14 protein-coding genes are annotated in these 14,042 nt (G+C 65.0%); 6 read left to right on the forward strand and 8 right to left on the reverse strand.

The window, feature by feature from the left end; translation table 11 throughout:
* Positions 1-83 precede the first annotated feature (83 nt).
* The gene (locus ACODR8_RS11020) at positions 84-1,394 is read left to right on the forward strand and encodes a dicarboxylate/amino acid:cation symporter (RefSeq protein ID WP_489007269.1); all 1,311 of its coding nucleotides are present in this window, start codon (positions 84-86) and stop codon (positions 1,392-1,394) included.
* Positions 1,391-1,987 carry a Pr6Pr family membrane protein gene (locus tag ACODR8_RS11025; RefSeq protein WP_489007270.1) on the forward strand — a complete coding sequence of 199 codons (597 nt, stop codon included), beginning with the start codon at positions 1,391-1,393 and terminating at the stop codon, positions 1,985-1,987. The genes ACODR8_RS11020 and ACODR8_RS11025 overlap by 4 nt, the downstream gene beginning before the upstream one ends.
* Here the strand turns inward: ACODR8_RS11025 and ACODR8_RS11030 are convergent.
* The 5 genes from ACODR8_RS11030 to ACODR8_RS11050 all read right to left on the reverse strand — a co-directional run bounded on the left by ACODR8_RS11030 (position 1,984) and on the right by ACODR8_RS11050 (position 7,787).
* Positions 1,984-2,163, reverse strand: coding sequence for a hypothetical protein (locus ACODR8_RS11030; RefSeq protein ID WP_017181657.1), 180 nt, complete (start codon positions 2,161-2,163; stop codon positions 1,984-1,986). The genes ACODR8_RS11025 and ACODR8_RS11030 overlap by 4 nt on opposite strands.
* Before the next feature lie 5 nt (positions 2,164-2,168).
* Entirely contained in the window at positions 2,169-3,458 is a 1,290-nt protein-coding gene (locus tag ACODR8_RS11035) for an adenylosuccinate synthase (RefSeq protein ID WP_489007271.1), read from the reverse strand.
* Positions 3,459-3,602: 144 nt separating this feature from the next.
* Complete coding sequence (locus ACODR8_RS11040) at positions 3,603-4,733, reverse strand: ATP phosphoribosyltransferase regulatory subunit (RefSeq protein ID WP_489007272.1); 1,131 nt, start codon at positions 4,731-4,733, stop codon at positions 3,603-3,605.
* A gap of 185 nt (positions 4,734-4,918) precedes the next feature.
* Positions 4,919-6,499, reverse strand: coding sequence for a phosphoglycerate dehydrogenase (gene serA, locus ACODR8_RS11045; RefSeq protein WP_217674126.1), 1,581 nt, complete (start codon positions 6,497-6,499; stop codon positions 4,919-4,921).
* A 127-nt stretch (positions 6,500-6,626) separates the two neighbouring features.
* On the reverse strand, positions 6,627-7,787 hold the full coding sequence (locus ACODR8_RS11050; RefSeq protein ID WP_489007273.1) for a phosphoserine transaminase: 1,161 nt from the start codon (positions 7,785-7,787) through the stop codon (positions 6,627-6,629).
* Between the two features lie 174 nt (positions 7,788-7,961).
* Between ACODR8_RS11050 and ACODR8_RS11055 the strand changes: the two genes are divergently transcribed.
* The 4 genes from ACODR8_RS11055 (at position 7,962) to dapD (ending at position 11,376) form a co-directional block, all read left to right on the forward strand.
* A complete protein-coding gene (locus ACODR8_RS11055; protein WP_489007274.1) occupies positions 7,962-8,627 on the forward strand; it encodes an extensin family protein in 666 nt (221 codons plus the stop codon).
* A gap of 156 nt (positions 8,628-8,783) precedes the next feature.
* Entirely contained in the window at positions 8,784-9,662 is an 879-nt protein-coding gene (locus tag ACODR8_RS11060; RefSeq protein WP_489007275.1) for an LOG family protein, read from the forward strand.
* A gap of 209 nt (positions 9,663-9,871) precedes the next feature.
* Entirely contained in the window at positions 9,872-10,543 is a 672-nt protein-coding gene (locus ACODR8_RS11065; protein WP_489007276.1) for a pyrimidine 5'-nucleotidase, read from the forward strand.
* Positions 10,540-11,376 (forward strand): 2,3,4,5-tetrahydropyridine-2,6-dicarboxylate N-succinyltransferase, encoded by an 837-nt coding sequence (dapD, locus tag ACODR8_RS11070; protein ID WP_489007277.1) that lies wholly within the window; start codon positions 10,540-10,542, stop codon positions 11,374-11,376. Before ACODR8_RS11065 ends, dapD begins: the two co-directional genes overlap by 4 nt.
* Positions 11,377-11,451: 75 nt before the next feature.
* On the opposite strand, the gene ACODR8_RS11075 is transcribed toward dapD, so the two are convergent.
* Genes ACODR8_RS11075 through ACODR8_RS11085 form a run of 3 tightly spaced genes read right to left on the reverse strand, consistent with a single transcriptional unit; the run spans position 11,452 to position 14,038 of the window.
* Entirely contained in the window at positions 11,452-12,441 is a 990-nt protein-coding gene (locus ACODR8_RS11075; protein ID WP_489007278.1) for a DUF2891 domain-containing protein, read from the reverse strand.
* Positions 12,438-13,373, reverse strand: a complete 936-nt coding sequence (locus ACODR8_RS11080) for a DUF979 domain-containing protein (RefSeq protein WP_489007279.1) — start codon at positions 13,371-13,373, stop codon at positions 12,438-12,440. Before ACODR8_RS11080 ends, ACODR8_RS11075 begins: the two co-directional genes overlap by 4 nt.
* Complete coding sequence (locus ACODR8_RS11085; RefSeq protein WP_489007280.1) at positions 13,370-14,038, reverse strand: DUF969 domain-containing protein; 669 nt, start codon at positions 14,036-14,038, stop codon at positions 13,370-13,372. Before ACODR8_RS11085 ends, ACODR8_RS11080 begins: the two co-directional genes overlap by 4 nt.
* Positions 14,039-14,042 lie beyond the last annotated feature (4 nt).

Genomic DNA, 14,042 nt, shown 5'->3' on the forward strand with positions numbered 1-14,042 from the left:
GCTATAGCGAAATGACTGGCCTTTGGTGCAACCCGCACCGGTGCCGGACCGTTGGGCAGCTACGGTAACATAAGGACAGGCGATTGACCGGCACGAGCCCCGAACCAAGCGCTGAAACCGGCACAAGGACCGCGGCGGTATCGCTCCAGTGGCAGATGCTGGCCGGGTTCATCATCGGGCTGGTGGTAGGCCTTGCCGTCTATATGACCGCGCCGGATGCGCGCTGGGTCGATCATGTCACCACCTATGTCACCGGGCCGATCGGCCAGATTTTCCTGCGCCTGCTGTTCATGCTGGTCATCCCGCTGCTGGTGTCGGCGCTGATCGTCGGCATCGCCGAGATGGGGGAGATTCGCGCCCTGCGCCGCGTGGGGCTGCGCACATTGGTCTATACGCTGGTCGTGTCGGCCATTGCGGTGGCGGTCAGCCTGCTGGTGGTCGATCTGTTGCGGCCGGGCGCGGGGATCGACCCGGCCATGGCGCGGGCGATGCTGAGCGAGGCAGGACCGGGCGCGCAGGCGATACTGAGCCGGGGCAGTGACGCGCCGCAGGGGATGGCCGCCTTCATCGCGATCGTCCCCGACAATATCGTCGCGGCCATGGCGGGCAACGACATATTGGCGGTGATGGTCTTTGCCCTGTTCTTTGGCATCGGGCTGATGCTAGTGCGCACGCCGCAGACCCAATTGCTGCTAAGCGCGATGGAGGGCTTGCTGGCGGTGACGATGCGGCTGATGGGGCTGGTCATCCGCCTGGCCCCGATCGCCATCGCCTGCTTCATGTTCAACCTGGCCGCGCATTTCGGCTGGGACTTGCTGATCCGCCTGTCCGCCTATGTCGGCGTGGTGCTGCTGGCGCTGGCGATCCAGATGTTCGGCGTCTATTCGCTGCTGATCGCCTTCATCGCCAAACGATCGCCTTGGCGCTTCTTCGCCTCTGTGCAGGAGGCGACGGTCATGGCCTTTGCCACCGCCTCCTCCAACGCGACCCTGCCGACCGCCTTGCGCGTGGCGGAAGAGGAGTTGCGCCTGCCCCGCCGCATCGCCCGCTTCGTCCTGACCATCGGCGCGACCGCCAACCAGAATGGCACGGCGATGTTCGAGGGGATTACCGTGATCTTCCTCGCCCAGTTTTTCAGTATCGAGCTGAGCATCGCGCAACAGGTCATGGTGATGATGATGTGCATATTAGGCGGCATCGGCACGGCAGGGGTGCCGGCGGGATCGCTGCCGGTGGTGGCGATGATACTTGGGATGGTCGGCATCCCGCCCGAAGGGATCGGGCTGGTGCTCGGCGTCGACCGGCTGCTCGACATGTGTCGCACTGCGCTGAACGTGACCGGTGATCTGGTCGCGGCGACAGTGATCGCGGCGGGTGAGGAGGATCGGGCATGACAGCAAGGATAGCGGCGGCGATCGTGGCCCTGGTCGCGCTGGCGGGACTTGCGGTGCAATTCGGGGCGACGCTGGACCAGACCGGATCGGTCGCGGCCACACTCTGGGTGCTGCTGCGCTTCTTCACCGTGCTGGCCAATCTGCTGGTCGTGCTGACTTTTGGCTGGGTCGCGCTGGGTGGTCGGCCGCATCCACGGCGCTTGGCAGGGGTGGTGCTGGCGATCCTGCTGGTCGGGATCGTCTATGGGCTGCTGCTCCGCGGCCTACTGGAGTTGAGCGGCGGCGCATTGCTGGCCGATACGCTGTTGCACAAGGTGACGCCCGTGCTGGCTCCCTTGTGGTGGATCGGCTTTGCACGCCGCGGGCAGTTGCGCTGGCGCGACCCGTGGGGATGGGCGCTGTTTCCCGCGCTCTACCTGCCCTACGCGCTGCTGCGCGGCATGGTGGAGGGGCGCTATGCCTATCCCTTCATCGACGTCGCGAAGCTGGGTATCGGGGCAGTGCTGGTCAATGCCGTGCTGATCGCCATCGGCTTCGTCGCGGCAGGCCATGCACTGGTCTGGATCGACCGGCGCATGGCGGGGCGCCGTTAACGCAGCTTGGCGATATTTAACCCATCTTCCTTGGCGCGGGCCTTGGTTGATTCCTCGGTCCGGGTCAGCGCCTTGGCAATGGCTTTCAGGCCCATGCCCTTCTTCGCCAGCAGGTGCAGCTTCTGGATCTCGTCCTGAGTCCAGGGCTGCCTATGCCGTTCAAACTTTTCGGCCATCGCCCTTAATCCGCGAAGGGATCGCGCACCAGGATGGTATCCTCGCGCTCTGGGCTGGTGGATACGAGCGTGACCGGGCAGCCGATCAGTTCCTCGATCCGGCGGATATATTTGATCGCCTGCGCGGGAAGGTCTGCCCAGCTGCGTGCGCCGGCGGTGGTGTCGTGCCAACCTTCGATCGTTTCGTAGATCGGCTGTGCCTTCGCCTGATCCTGCGCATGGGCGGGCAGATAGTCGTAGGTCTGGTCGCCAATCTTGTAGCCGACGCAGATGTTGAGCGTGTCGAACCCGTCCAGCACGTCGAGCTTGGTCAGCGCGATGCCGGTGACGCCCGACACCGCGATCGACTGACGCACCAGCACCGCGTCGAACCAGCCGCAGCGGCGCTTGCGCCCGGTGACGGTGCCAAATTCATGGCCACGTTCGCCCAGCCGCTGGCCGGTGGCGTCCTCCAGTTCGGTGGGGAACGGGCCGGAGCCGACGCGGGTGGTATAGGCCTTGACGATGCCCAGTACGAAGCCCGCCGCATTGGGGCCAAGGCCGGTGCCGCTCGCCGCCGTACCCGCCACCGTGTTGGACGAGGTGACGAAGGGATAAGTGCCATGGTCGATGTCGAGCAGGGTGCCCTGCGCGCCCTCGAACAAGATGCGCTTGCCCGCCGCCTTGGCGCGGTTGAGCGTCAGCCAGACCGGCTTGACGAAGGGCAGGATGAAGTCGGCAATTTCGGTCAGTTCCGCCATCAGCGCGGCACGATCGATCGGCGGTTCGCCAAAACCGGCGCGCAGCGCGTCATGATGGGCGGTCAGCCGGTCCAGCTGCGGGCCGAGATCGTCGAGATGGGCAAGATCGCACACGCGGATGGCGCGGCGGCCGACCTTGTCCTCATAGGCCGGGCCAATGCCGCGGCGGGTGGTGCCGATCTTGCCAGCACCGCTCGCATCCTCACGCAGGCCGTCCAGGTCGCGGTGGAAGGGCAGGATCAGCGGGCAGGTTTCGGCAATCTGGAGATTGTCGGGCGTGATCGACACACCCTGCCCGGTCAGCTTGGCGACTTCATCGCGGAAGTGCCAGGGGTCCAGCACCACGCCATTTCCGATCACCGACAATGTGCCGCGCACGATGCCCGATGGCAGCAGCGAGAGTTTATAGATTTTCTCGCCGACCACCAGCGTGTGGCCCGCATTATGGCCGCCCTGGAAACGGGCGACGACATCGGCGCGCTCCGACAGCCAGTCGACGATCTTGCCCTTGCCCTCGTCACCCCATTGGGCGCCGATCACGGTTACATTTGCCATGGATACAGATCTCCGCCCGCCGCGCGGACCGGCCATGCCCTTCGACGGGACTCGACATGCCGGTAGGATCGATTGGGCGCCCGACAGAATTATGGGGCACCCTGTTCGCGCGGCGGTTAGCCCCGCGGCTGCCCCCAAGTCAAGTCAGAAGGCGCGAAGTTCCGCGCCATCGAGCCAGTGCGAGCAGCGCAGCGTCGCGCCATCCTCATCGCCCACCAGCGCGGCGACTGTGTGCCAGCCCTCGGCGCGCAGTTCCACGGCGCGCGTGGCATCCGCACCCAGTGGCAGGAACAGGCGCTTGGGTGCCTCGTCACCAAAGCCCGCGTCGATCAGCGGGTCGGGATAGAGCGAGAAGCCGATGGCGGGTTCGTCCTGCCCGTCGGCGCGCAATATGGCGTAGCTGCCGCCCCGGCCGATTTCGCCGATAAACCCTTCGGCAAAGATCGAGAAGCCGAACCAGTTTTGATATTCAAAGCCGTGTCGTTCGGTCGGGTCGAGCGTCAGGGTAATGTCCCAGCCGATCGGCTTGGCGATGGCGCGCAGGCCCGCGATGCGGCTGTCGATCGCCCCGCCCAGCTGCGCGTTGAAGGCTTCCAGCCGCTCCATCGCGGCGTGGAACGGGCCGGTCGCCTCGATCAGCGGGAGATAGGCGGCGGCTTGCGGGCCAAGCGCCACGAGCGCGCCCGCATCCTTGGCGTCGAGTTCGGTGCGGACCGCTTCCAGTTCGTCCGCCGCCAGCGGCAGCGGCCCGGCGGCCAGCATGTCGATGAGGTCGGGCAGGGTGAAATCGATGGTGAGACCGCTGACGCCTGCGGCCTGCAACGCCTCGATCGCGACGTTGACGATCTCGACTGCGGCGGCGACGCTGTCCGAGCCGATCAGTTCGGCCCCGACCTGCAATTTCTCCCGCTCCGGCCGCAACTGGTTGGCCTTGAGGCGGATCACCGGCCCGGCATAGGAGAGGCGCAGCGGACGCGGCGCGGTGGCGAGACGAGTCGCGGCAATGCGGCCGACCTGCGCCGTCATGTCCGGGCGCAGCGCCAGGCTGCGCTGCGACACCGGATCGACCGCGCGGACCAGATCCTGCGCGCGCATGGATTTGAGCCGCTGGGTCAGCGTATCCTCAAATTCCGCAAGCGGCGGCATGACCCGCTCATAACCATGGGTCGCAACCGTATCCAGCACGCGGCGGGCAAGCCGGGCGGAGGCTTCGGCCTGCGGTGGCAGGCGGTCGGATAATCCTTCGGGAAGAAGGCCGGGCGGGATCATGGTCATGGCTTGCGCCTTTAGCGGATTATACGACCAATTCTACTCCGTTCGTCCTGAGTAGCCATTGAGCGAAGTCGGAGTCGCAGACGACCGTAGGTCAAATGGCGTATCGAAGGATTGCGCGCTACCCTTCGATACGGGTCTTCGACTTCGCTCAACCCCTACTCAGGGCGAACGGAAGTTGAAATGGATCACGCGAAGCGCAGCACCTTGACCTGCTTCACGCCGGTCAGGTTGCAGATTTCCCAGCGGAGCGGTTCGGTGACGGTGCCGTCGACCGACAGCAGCAGCACGGCTTCGCCGCCCTGGTTGCGACGGCCGAGGTGGAAGGTGCCGATATTGACGTCGGCGGCGCCCAGCGTCGACCCCAGGCGACCGATGAAACCGGGCGCGTCCTGGTTGACGATGTAGAGCATGGTGCCGTCGAGGTCGGCCTCCACCTTGATGCCGAACAGTTCCACCAGACGTGGGCTTGCGTGGCCGAACAGCGTGCCGGCAACCGAACGCTGGCCGCTTTCGGTGGTGACGGTGACGCGCACCAGCGTCTGATAATCGCCTTCGCGGTCATGGCGCACTTCACGCACGTCAAGGCCGCGCTCCTTGGCCAGGAAGGGCGCGTTGACCATGTTCACCGTGTCCGAATAGACGCGCATCAGGCCCGCCAGCACGGCGGCGGTGATCGGCTTCTGGTTCAGTTCGGCGGCATGGCCCTCCACCTCGACCGCGACGCCAGTGATCTGGTCGCCTTCCAGCTGGCCGACCAGGCTGCCCAGCTTCTCGGCAATCGCCATATAGGGCTTGAGCTTGGGCGCTTCCTCGGCGCTCAGCGAGGGAACGTTCAGCGCATTGGTGATGCCACCGTCGAGCAGATAGTCGGACAGCTGATCGGCGACCTGCAACGCGACATTGACCTGCGCTTCATCGGTGGACGCGCCCAGATGCGGGGTGCAGATGAAGTTGGGGGTGCCGAACAAGGGCGATTCCTTGGCCGGTTCGGTCTGGAACACGTCGAGCGCGGCGCCCGCGACCTGACCCGAATCGAGCGCATCCTTCAGCGCGGCTTCGTCGATCAGCCCGCCGCGCGCGCAGTTGACGATGCGCACGCCCTTCTTGGTCTTGGCGAGATTTTCGCGGCTCAGGATATTGCGGGTCTGGTCGGTCAGCGGCGTGTGCAGGGTGATGAAGTCGGCCTTGGCCAGCAGCGTGTCGAGATCTGCCTTTTCCACGCCCATTTCGACGGCGCGTTCGGGCGTCAGGAAGGGATCGAAGGCCACGACCTTCATTTTCAGACCCAGCGCGCGGCTGGCGACGATCGAGCCGATATTGCCCGCGCCAATGAGGCCCAGCACCTTGCCGGTGACTTCCACGCCCATGAAGCCGTTTTTGGGCCACAGACCCTGCTGGGTCTGGGCGTTGGCTTCGGGGATCTGGCGCGCCAGCGCGAAGATGAGCGCGATGGCATGTTCGGCGGTGGTGATCGAGTTACCGAACGGGGTGTTCATGACGATCACGCCCTTGGCCGACGCATAGGGGATGTCGACATTGTCGACGCCGATGCCTGCACGGCCAATGACCTTCAGGTTGGTGGCGGCGTCGAGGATGTCCTTGGTCACCTTGGTCGAGCTGCGAATGGCGAGGCCGTCATATTGGCCGATCATGGCTTTCAACTCTTCGGGGGTCTTGCCGGTGATGACATCGACTTCGACGCCGCGCTCCCGGAAGATCGCGGCGGCGCGGGGGTCCATCTGGTCGCTGATAAGTACTTTGGGCATCTGTATTTCCTTTGGAAAATAGTCCCGTCATCCCCGCGCAGGCGGGGATCTATCTCCCGCCATTGCACCTGTCGATAGGCTGGGAGATGGATTCCCGCCTTCGCGGGAATGACGACTTTGTTTTAAATTAAGCGGCCTTCACGGTCGCATAGGCCCAGTCGAGCCAGGGGCCCAGCGCTTCGATGTCGGCGGTGTCGACGGTCGCGCCGCACCAGATGCGAAGCCCGGCGGGGGCGTCGCGATAGCCGGCGATGTCGAGTGCCGCGCCTTCCTTTTCCAGCAGGGCAGCGAAGGCCTTGATAAAGGCTTCGTCGGCACCCGCGACCGTCAGGCAGACGCTGGTTTTCGAGCGCGAGGCTTCATCGACCGCGAGATGGCCGAGCCAGTCGCGCTCCGCCACGATCTTGTCCAGAGCAGCAGCATTGGCGTCGCTGCGGGCGATCAGGCCAGCGGCACCGCCGATCGACTTGCCCCATTCCAGCGCGAAAATCGCATCCTCGACCGCCAGCATCGAGGGGGTGTTGATCGTCTCGCCCTTGAACACGCCTTCGGTCAGCTTGCCCTTGGAGACGAGCCGGAAAACCTTGGGCAGCGGCCAGGCGGGGGTGTAGCTTTCGAGGCGCTCGACGGCGCGGGGGCCAAGGATCAGCACGCCATGGCCGCCCTCGCCGCCCAGCACCTTCTGCCAGGAGAAGGTCGCGACGTCGATCTTGGCCCAGTCGATGTCATAAGCGAACACCGCGCTGGTCGCGTCGGCGAAGGTCAGGCCTTCGCGGTCTGCGGGGATGAAGTCCGCATTGGGAACGCGGACGCCCGACGTCGTGCCGTTCCAGGTGAACAGCACGTCGTTGCTGAAATCGACCGTCGACAGATCAGGCAGCTGGCCATAGTCGGCGCGGATCACGGTGGGGTCGAGCTTCAGCTGCTTGGCCGCATCCGTCACCCAGCCTTCGCCGAAGCTTTCCCAGGCGATGGTCGTAACCGGGCGCGCGCCCAGCATCGTCCACATCGCCATTTCAAACGCGCCGGTGTCGGAGCCGGGGACGATGCCGATGCGGTGGGTGTCGGGCAAGTTCAGCAATTCGCGCATCAGGTCGATGCAGTAGGCTAGGCGGGTCTTGCCAATCTTGGACCGGTGTGAACGGCCAAGCGACTCCGTGGCGAGCGCAGCGGCGCTCCAGCCCGGAGGCTTGGCACAGGGACCGGACGAGAAAAAGGGACGGGCCGGAAGGGTTGCGGGCTTTACGGCAGGCGCAACGGTGGCGTCAACGGCAGTCAAATCAGTCATGTAGCTTCTCCTTACAGAGAGCAGCGCGGCGTTGGGACCGCGTGGCCCGTCGGCCGCCCTAAAGATTTCGGCTGAACTGTCAAGCTGGTTGCAAAAACGCGACGAGCCGTGCGCCCCGTTAACCATCGGCAAGATTTGTCCTGCTACCATGGCTGGCTCCTGATAGAGCGGGCGATGACGATGAGGATGTTTCGGCGCGCGGCGCTGGCCGTGACGATGGCGATGATGCTGAGCGCGTGCGGCGGCGATCTGGTGCCGCGCGGGCGGGTGGCGCGAGTCTCCAAGCCCGTCCGACCGGCAGCGCCCCCGCCGATGGAAGTGCGCCAGTGCCTGGCGAAACTGAACGCGCAGGCGATCGCCTATACCCCGCTGCCCGACCGGACGTTCGGTGGCGGATGCAGCGCGGTGGGGAGCGTCAAGCTGATCGACTTTGGCGTGCCTGCGACCAACCTTGGCGCAATGACCTGCCAGTTGGCGGCCAATTTCGCCGCCTGGGCGCGCTATGGCGTGCAACCGGCCGCGCGCACCATATTGGGGACGGAAATTGTACGGATCGAGACGTTCGGCACCTATAATTGCCGCCCGATCGCGGGCAGCGGCAAATTGTCCGAACATGCGCACAGCAACGCGATCGACATTGCCGCCTTCGTGCTGGCGGACGGGCGGAGGATCAGTGTCGAACAGGGCTGGAGCGGCGACCGGGAGACGCGCCAGTTCCTGCAAGTCGTCCATGCCAGCGCCTGCAAGCGGTTCAACACCGTCCTCAGCCCCGATTATAACGCGGCCCATCACGACCATTTTCATTTCGACATGGGCGGGCGCGGCGGCTTTTGCCGCTGAGCGCTAAACAAAAACGCGGTGGGTTTTGCCGCTGAAATCTGTCCAGTTATGGATTGTGTTCCCGCGCAGGCGGGAAAACTGCTGTGAGCGGCCGCCTCCTTCTGCCTGAACGTAGCAGACTTGGCTTTGTCACTGCCGCGCACTAAGTTGGTGCGAATGACGAAGAAAGACATTGAAGAGTCCAAATTCCGCCCCGCACGGCAGGAGGCGGCAGACGCCCGCAAGGCGATCGACACACCCCAGACCAGCAGCAGCGCCTATCGGCTGGCCTTTCAGGATACCGAATTTCTGCTGCGCGACGATTTGCGCCCGGTCCGTTTCCAGCTGGAGCTGTTGAAGCCCCAATTGCTGATGGACGAGGCGCGAATCGAATCGACCTTCGTTTTCTATGGCTCCGCGCGGATTCCCGAACCCGATCAGGTGCAGGCGCGGATCGACGCTGCAACCACGCCAGAGCAGAAGCGGATTGCCGAAAATCTGGGCAAGAAGGCGCATTATTATGATGAAGCCCGCAAGCTGGCCAGCATCGCAGCGCAATATCCGGTGAATGAGGCGGGATGCCGCCACTTCGTCGTCTGTTCGGGCGGCGGACCCTCGATCATGGAGGCGGCCAATCGCGGCGCGGCCGATGTCGGCCAGACCACGATCGGCATGAACATCGTCCTGCCGCATGAACAGGCACCCAATCGCTTCGTCACCCCGGAGCTGAGTTTCCAGTTCCACTATTTCGCGCTGCGCAAGATGCACTTCCTGCTGCGCGCGCGGGCGCTGGCGGTGTTCCCCGGCGGGTTCGGCACGTTCGACGAGATGTTCGAGTTGCTGACCCTGATACAGACCGGCAAGATGAAGCCGATCCCGATCCTGCTGTTCGGCAAGGCCTTCTGGAACCGCGTCGTCGATTTCGAGGCGCTGGCGGATGAAGGCGTTATTGCGCCCGCCGACCTCAACCTCATCACCTGGGTCGAAAGTGCCGAGGAGGCGTGGCAGGCGGTGCAGGCCTTTTATCATGATAGCGAGCCGCTGGGGTGCGGCTGACCCCCTCTCCCCATGGGGAGAGGGAAGCGAGACTTGGCGGCTTTGCCGCCTAGTCGCAGCCGGAGAGGGGGTGCGCCGCACGCCATGCCCATCCCCCTCTTCCAACTTCGCCTAAGCCCTTCAGGCCAAGGCTGCGTATCCTTCTCCCCACGGGGAGAAGGTTTGTTGTGGCTCTTGCCCTCGCCCGCGCACAGGACTAGGGCGCGGCCATGCTTGGCGATCTGGCCCATGTCGACACCTGGATCTTCGATCTGGACAATACGCTCTATCCGGCGAAGGCGGACCTGTTCGCGCTGATCGACGTGAAGATGGGCGAATTTATCCAGGGGCTGCTGGGGTGCGACCCGGTGGTCGCACGGCAGACGCAAAAGCGCTATTTCATGGAGCATGGCACCACCCTGTCGGGACTGATGCACCATCATGGTATCGAGCCGCGCGAATTTCTCGACTATGTCCATGACATTTCGATGGACCGGCTGGCGGTCGATGCCGATCTCAACGCCCATATTGCCGCTTTGCCCGGCCGCCGCCTGATCTTCACCAATGGCGATGCGGCCTATGCGGGTCGCGTGCTGGAGAGGCTGGGTCTTTCAGACCTGTTCGAGCAGATCCACGACATTCACGCCTGCCAATATGTGCCAAAGCCCGACCCGTCGGGCTATGCCGAACTCTGCCGGGTCCATGATGTCGATCCGACCCGTGCCGCCTTTTTCGAGGATATGGCCCGCAATTTGCGGCCCGCCAAGGCGATCGGCATGGCGACGATCTGGGTCAATAATGGCTCCGAAGCGGGCAATCACGACCATCATCCCGATTTTATCGATTTTGAGACCGACCATCTGAGGCCTTTTCTGGCCAGCATCCTTGGGGAAAATGCATGACCGACCTGCAAACCATAATCGACGCCGCCTGGGAGGACCGGGCCAATGTGAGCCTGACCACGCAAGGGTCGGTGCGCGACGCCGTGAACGACGCGCTGGCGCTGCTCGACAGCGGCAAGGCCCGCGTCGCCGAGCCGGTGGACGGCGGCTGGCAGGTCAATCAGTGGCTGAAAAAGGCGGTGCTGCTTTCCTTCCGCCTCAACGACAATGCGCTGATCGAAAACGGCCCCGGTGGCGGCTTCTGGTGGGACAAGGTGCCGAGCAAATTCGCCGGATGGGGCGAGGCGGAGTTCCGCGCCGCCGGTTTCCGCGCGGTGCCGGGTGCCTTTGCCCGCGCTGGCGCGCATATCGCCAAGAATGCGATCCTGATGCCCAGCTTCGTCAATATCGGCGCGTTTGTCGATGAAGGCACGATGGTCGACGCCTGGGTGACGGTTGGCAGCTGCGCCCAGATCGGCAAGAATGTCCATCTGTCGGGCGGCGTCGGCATTGGCGGCGTGCTGGAGCCGTTGCAGGCCGACCCGGTTATCATCGAGGATGACTGTTTCATCGGCGCGCGGTCCGAAGTGGTCGAAGGCGTCCGTATCGGCAAGGGATCGGTCCTGTCGATGGGCGTATTCATCGGCCAGTCGACCAAGATCATCGACCGCAACACCGGCGAGATTTTCATGGGCGAAGTGCCGCCCTATTCGGTGATCGTCCCCGGCAGCCTGCCCGGCAAGCCGCTGCCCGACGGCACCCCCGGTCCCAGCCTCTATTGCGCCGTGATCGTCAAGCGGGTGGACGCCCAGACCCGGTCCAAGACCGGGATCAACGATCTGCTGCGGGACTGATTGGTCCGGGGGGCGTCCCGTCGATAGCCCCCTCCGTCAGCCCTGCGGGCTGCCACCTCCCCGTGTCGGGGAGGATCATTCCAGCGCCAGCAGCGCAAACGTCGCCAGCCAATGTTCCCCCATATAGTCGCCTGCGACATGGGGCAGGCTGGCGGCGATGTGGCGTTCCGCTGCATCTAGGGCCAGCCCCGCAACCCGGTCGTCCGGTCCCAGCGCCGCGGCAATCGCGCGCCAGCACCAGGCGCGGCTGAGGTTCAGGCCATCGAGATGGGCGATCTTGCCGTCGCTGCGGTCGGACACGGTCGCGGGGGTGAATAAGGTCGCCGGTTCGCCCTGTGCCAGATGGGGCAGGAAGGCGTGGAACCAGTCGGCGAAATCGGCGCGCGGCAGCAGGCGGCTCATCAGCAGCGCCTCGCACAAGGCAGGCGAGAGAAATTCGTCGCCGCCCGGCTCCCATGCCTGACAGGCGCGATCCTTGCCGAACCAGTGCAGCGCCCGGTCGCGGATCAACGCCACCAGCGCGGGATCGCGCGTCTCGGCCCATTCGAGGGCCAGCACCAGCGCGAAGGCGATGTTGAAATGGGTGCCGACCCGCAGCGGATAGGTGAGCTTGGGCAGGAAGCCATGGAAACGCGCCGCGAACGCCAGCGCTAGCGGCTCGACCGCTGCTGCCCAGGGCTTATCATGCCGCGCCAGTTCGCCATGCAGCGCCAGCGCCCATGCCCAGCCATAGGGCCGCTCGAAACCGGTGGCGGTGGGCCGCGCGAGAAAGGCGAGTTCGCCCGCCACCTTGTCCGGCACCAGCATCACGTCGGCCTGCGCCCGGATCGCAGCGGCCTGTGGCATGTCCGGGTAAAGGCGCAGCAGGCGCATCACCTGCCACCAGCCATGGACGCAGCTGTGCCAGTCGAAACTGCCGTGGAAGATCGGGTGATGATCGGCCGGTTCTCGCGCATCCTGCGGTCCGGCCAGCACCAGATCCATCTTATAGGGATAGCGCCGCCCCAGATGGGACAGGGTCAGCGTGGCAAAGCCATTGGCCATGTCGGGGGTCAGATGCATCATGGGAAAGCCAGCCAGTAAATGAGGGCTATATTGACGGCGAGCAGCGGCAGGGCGGTGCCGACCTGCTGCCTAATGACGCCATGTTTGTCCTTGAGTTCCAGCAGGGCGGCGGGGACGAGGTTGAAATTGGCCGCCATCGGCGTCAGCAACGTGCCGCAGAAACCCGCCAGCATCCCGATGGCGCAGACGATCGCGGGATCGCCATGATAGGTGCGGATCAGCAGCGGCATGCCGATCGCGGCGGTCATCACCGGGAAGGCCGCAAAGGCATTGCCCATGACGATGGTGAAGAGCGCCATGCCAAGGCCATAGGCGATCACTGCGCCTAAGAGACTGCCCTGCGGGATCGCCTGGCTGACCAGCCCGCCGACCGCGTCGCCCACCCCTGCCAATGCGAATACCGCGCCCAGGCTGGCGAGCATCTGCGGCAATATCGCCGCCCAGCCGACCTGATCCATCAGCCGCCGCCCCTGTTGCAGCGGCACGACTGGCGAGGCGCGCAGCCACAGGCACCCCGCGATCAGCGCGATCAGCACGCCCAGCGCCAGCGCGATCAGCGTCGCCTGCTTGCCATCGACCCAGCCGGGCATCTCCTTGAACAGCAGCGTGCCGACCAGCGCGGTTACCGGAATGACCAGCGCAATGACGAAAAGCCCGTTGCCAAAACGTCCTGCCCGTTCCTGCCGCTCCGCTTCCGCCACCGCGCCGCTGCCCCGGCCCAACCCGGATGCGGCCAGTCCCACCAGCCCCAGCACCAGCACGCCATTGCCAAGGTCACCCAGCGCATCCCCGGCCCACATCGACAGCGCCAGCAAGGCCCAGAAAGCAGCCGTTCGCCGCGCACGCTTATTGCTGTTGTCGCCGACGCCCAGCAACGCAAAGGCGGCAAAAATCGCGCCTGCCAGCGCATAGACCCAATGGAGCGTGATCATGGCCGATCCGCCCGGTTCAGACGACGATCGAGCCGCCACAGCCTGAACCCGTGGATCAGGAAGGCGGCGATCGCGGTCGGGATCGCCCAGACCGACAGTTGGAGCGGTTCAAGGCTGATGCCATATTGCTCCAGCAGTCCCTTGATCAGCAGGATCGATCCGATGGCGAGGAAGATATCCTCGCCAAAGAACAGCCCGACATTGTCGGTCGCCGCCGCCATCGCCTTGACCTTCTCCCGCTCCGCATCGTCCAAATCGCCCGACTGCCGTTCAGCGGCGGCCTCCGCGATCGGCGCGACGAGCGGGCGCACGGTCTGCGCATGGCCCGCGACCGATGTCAGCCCTACGGCGGCCAGCCCCTGCCGCACCAGCAGATAGCCGGTCAGAAACCGACCCACCGTCGCCCCGCGCATCCGCCCGATCAGCCCGCGCGCCCTCTCCTGCAACCCGTGCGCCTCCAGCAGGCCGACGACCGGCAGCACAATCCAGATGATGCTGACATAGCGCGCCTCGTTGAACGCCTTGCCAAAGGCCGCGAGGATGGCGACCGGATCAAGTCCGGCGGCGATCCCCGTGACGACCGCCGACGCCAGGATGACGAGCAGCGGATTGAAGCGCAGCACGAAACCCGCAACGATCACCGCAATGCCCAGCAGCGCCCACATCAGC

The organism is Sphingobium sp. FG58, assembly GCF_057809055.1.

What these genes read in the sequence shown, in the direction of transcription:
- ACODR8_RS11085 (WP_489007280.1), bottom strand. Translation starts at nt 14,038, where the DNA reads ATGTGGGCGCTGCTGGGCATTGCGGTGATCGTTGCGGGTTTCGTGCTG.
- ACODR8_RS11075 (WP_489007278.1), bottom strand. Translation starts at nt 12,441, where the DNA reads ATGATGCATCTGACCCCCGACATGGCCAATGGCTTTGCCACGCTGACC.
- ACODR8_RS11080 (WP_489007279.1), bottom strand. Translation starts at nt 13,373, where the DNA reads ATGATCACGCTCCATTGGGTCTATGCGCTGGCAGGCGCGATTTTTGCC.
- ACODR8_RS11050 (WP_489007273.1), bottom strand. Translation starts at nt 7,787, where the DNA reads ATGACTGATTTGACTGCCGTTGACGCCACCGTTGCGCCTGCCGTAAAG.
- dapD (WP_489007277.1), top strand. Translation starts at nt 10,540, where the DNA reads ATGACCGACCTGCAAACCATAATCGACGCCGCCTGGGAGGACCGGGCC.
- ACODR8_RS11025 (WP_489007270.1), top strand. Translation starts at nt 1,391, where the DNA reads ATGACAGCAAGGATAGCGGCGGCGATCGTGGCCCTGGTCGCGCTGGCG.
- ACODR8_RS11040 (WP_489007272.1), bottom strand. Translation starts at nt 4,733, where the DNA reads ATGACCATGATCCCGCCCGGCCTTCTTCCCGAAGGATTATCCGACCGC.
- ACODR8_RS11030 (WP_017181657.1), bottom strand. Translation starts at nt 2,163, where the DNA reads ATGGCCGAAAAGTTTGAACGGCATAGGCAGCCCTGGACTCAGGACGAG.
- serA (WP_217674126.1), bottom strand. Translation starts at nt 6,499, where the DNA reads ATGCCCAAAGTACTTATCAGCGACCAGATGGACCCCCGCGCCGCCGCG.
- ACODR8_RS11065 (WP_489007276.1), top strand. Translation starts at nt 9,872, where the DNA reads ATGCTTGGCGATCTGGCCCATGTCGACACCTGGATCTTCGATCTGGAC.
- ACODR8_RS11035 (WP_489007271.1), bottom strand. Translation starts at nt 3,458, where the DNA reads ATGGCAAATGTAACCGTGATCGGCGCCCAATGGGGTGACGAGGGCAAG.
- ACODR8_RS11055 (WP_489007274.1), top strand. Translation starts at nt 7,962, where the DNA reads ATGACGATGAGGATGTTTCGGCGCGCGGCGCTGGCCGTGACGATGGCG.
- ACODR8_RS11060 (WP_489007275.1), top strand. Translation starts at nt 8,784, where the DNA reads ATGACGAAGAAAGACATTGAAGAGTCCAAATTCCGCCCCGCACGGCAG.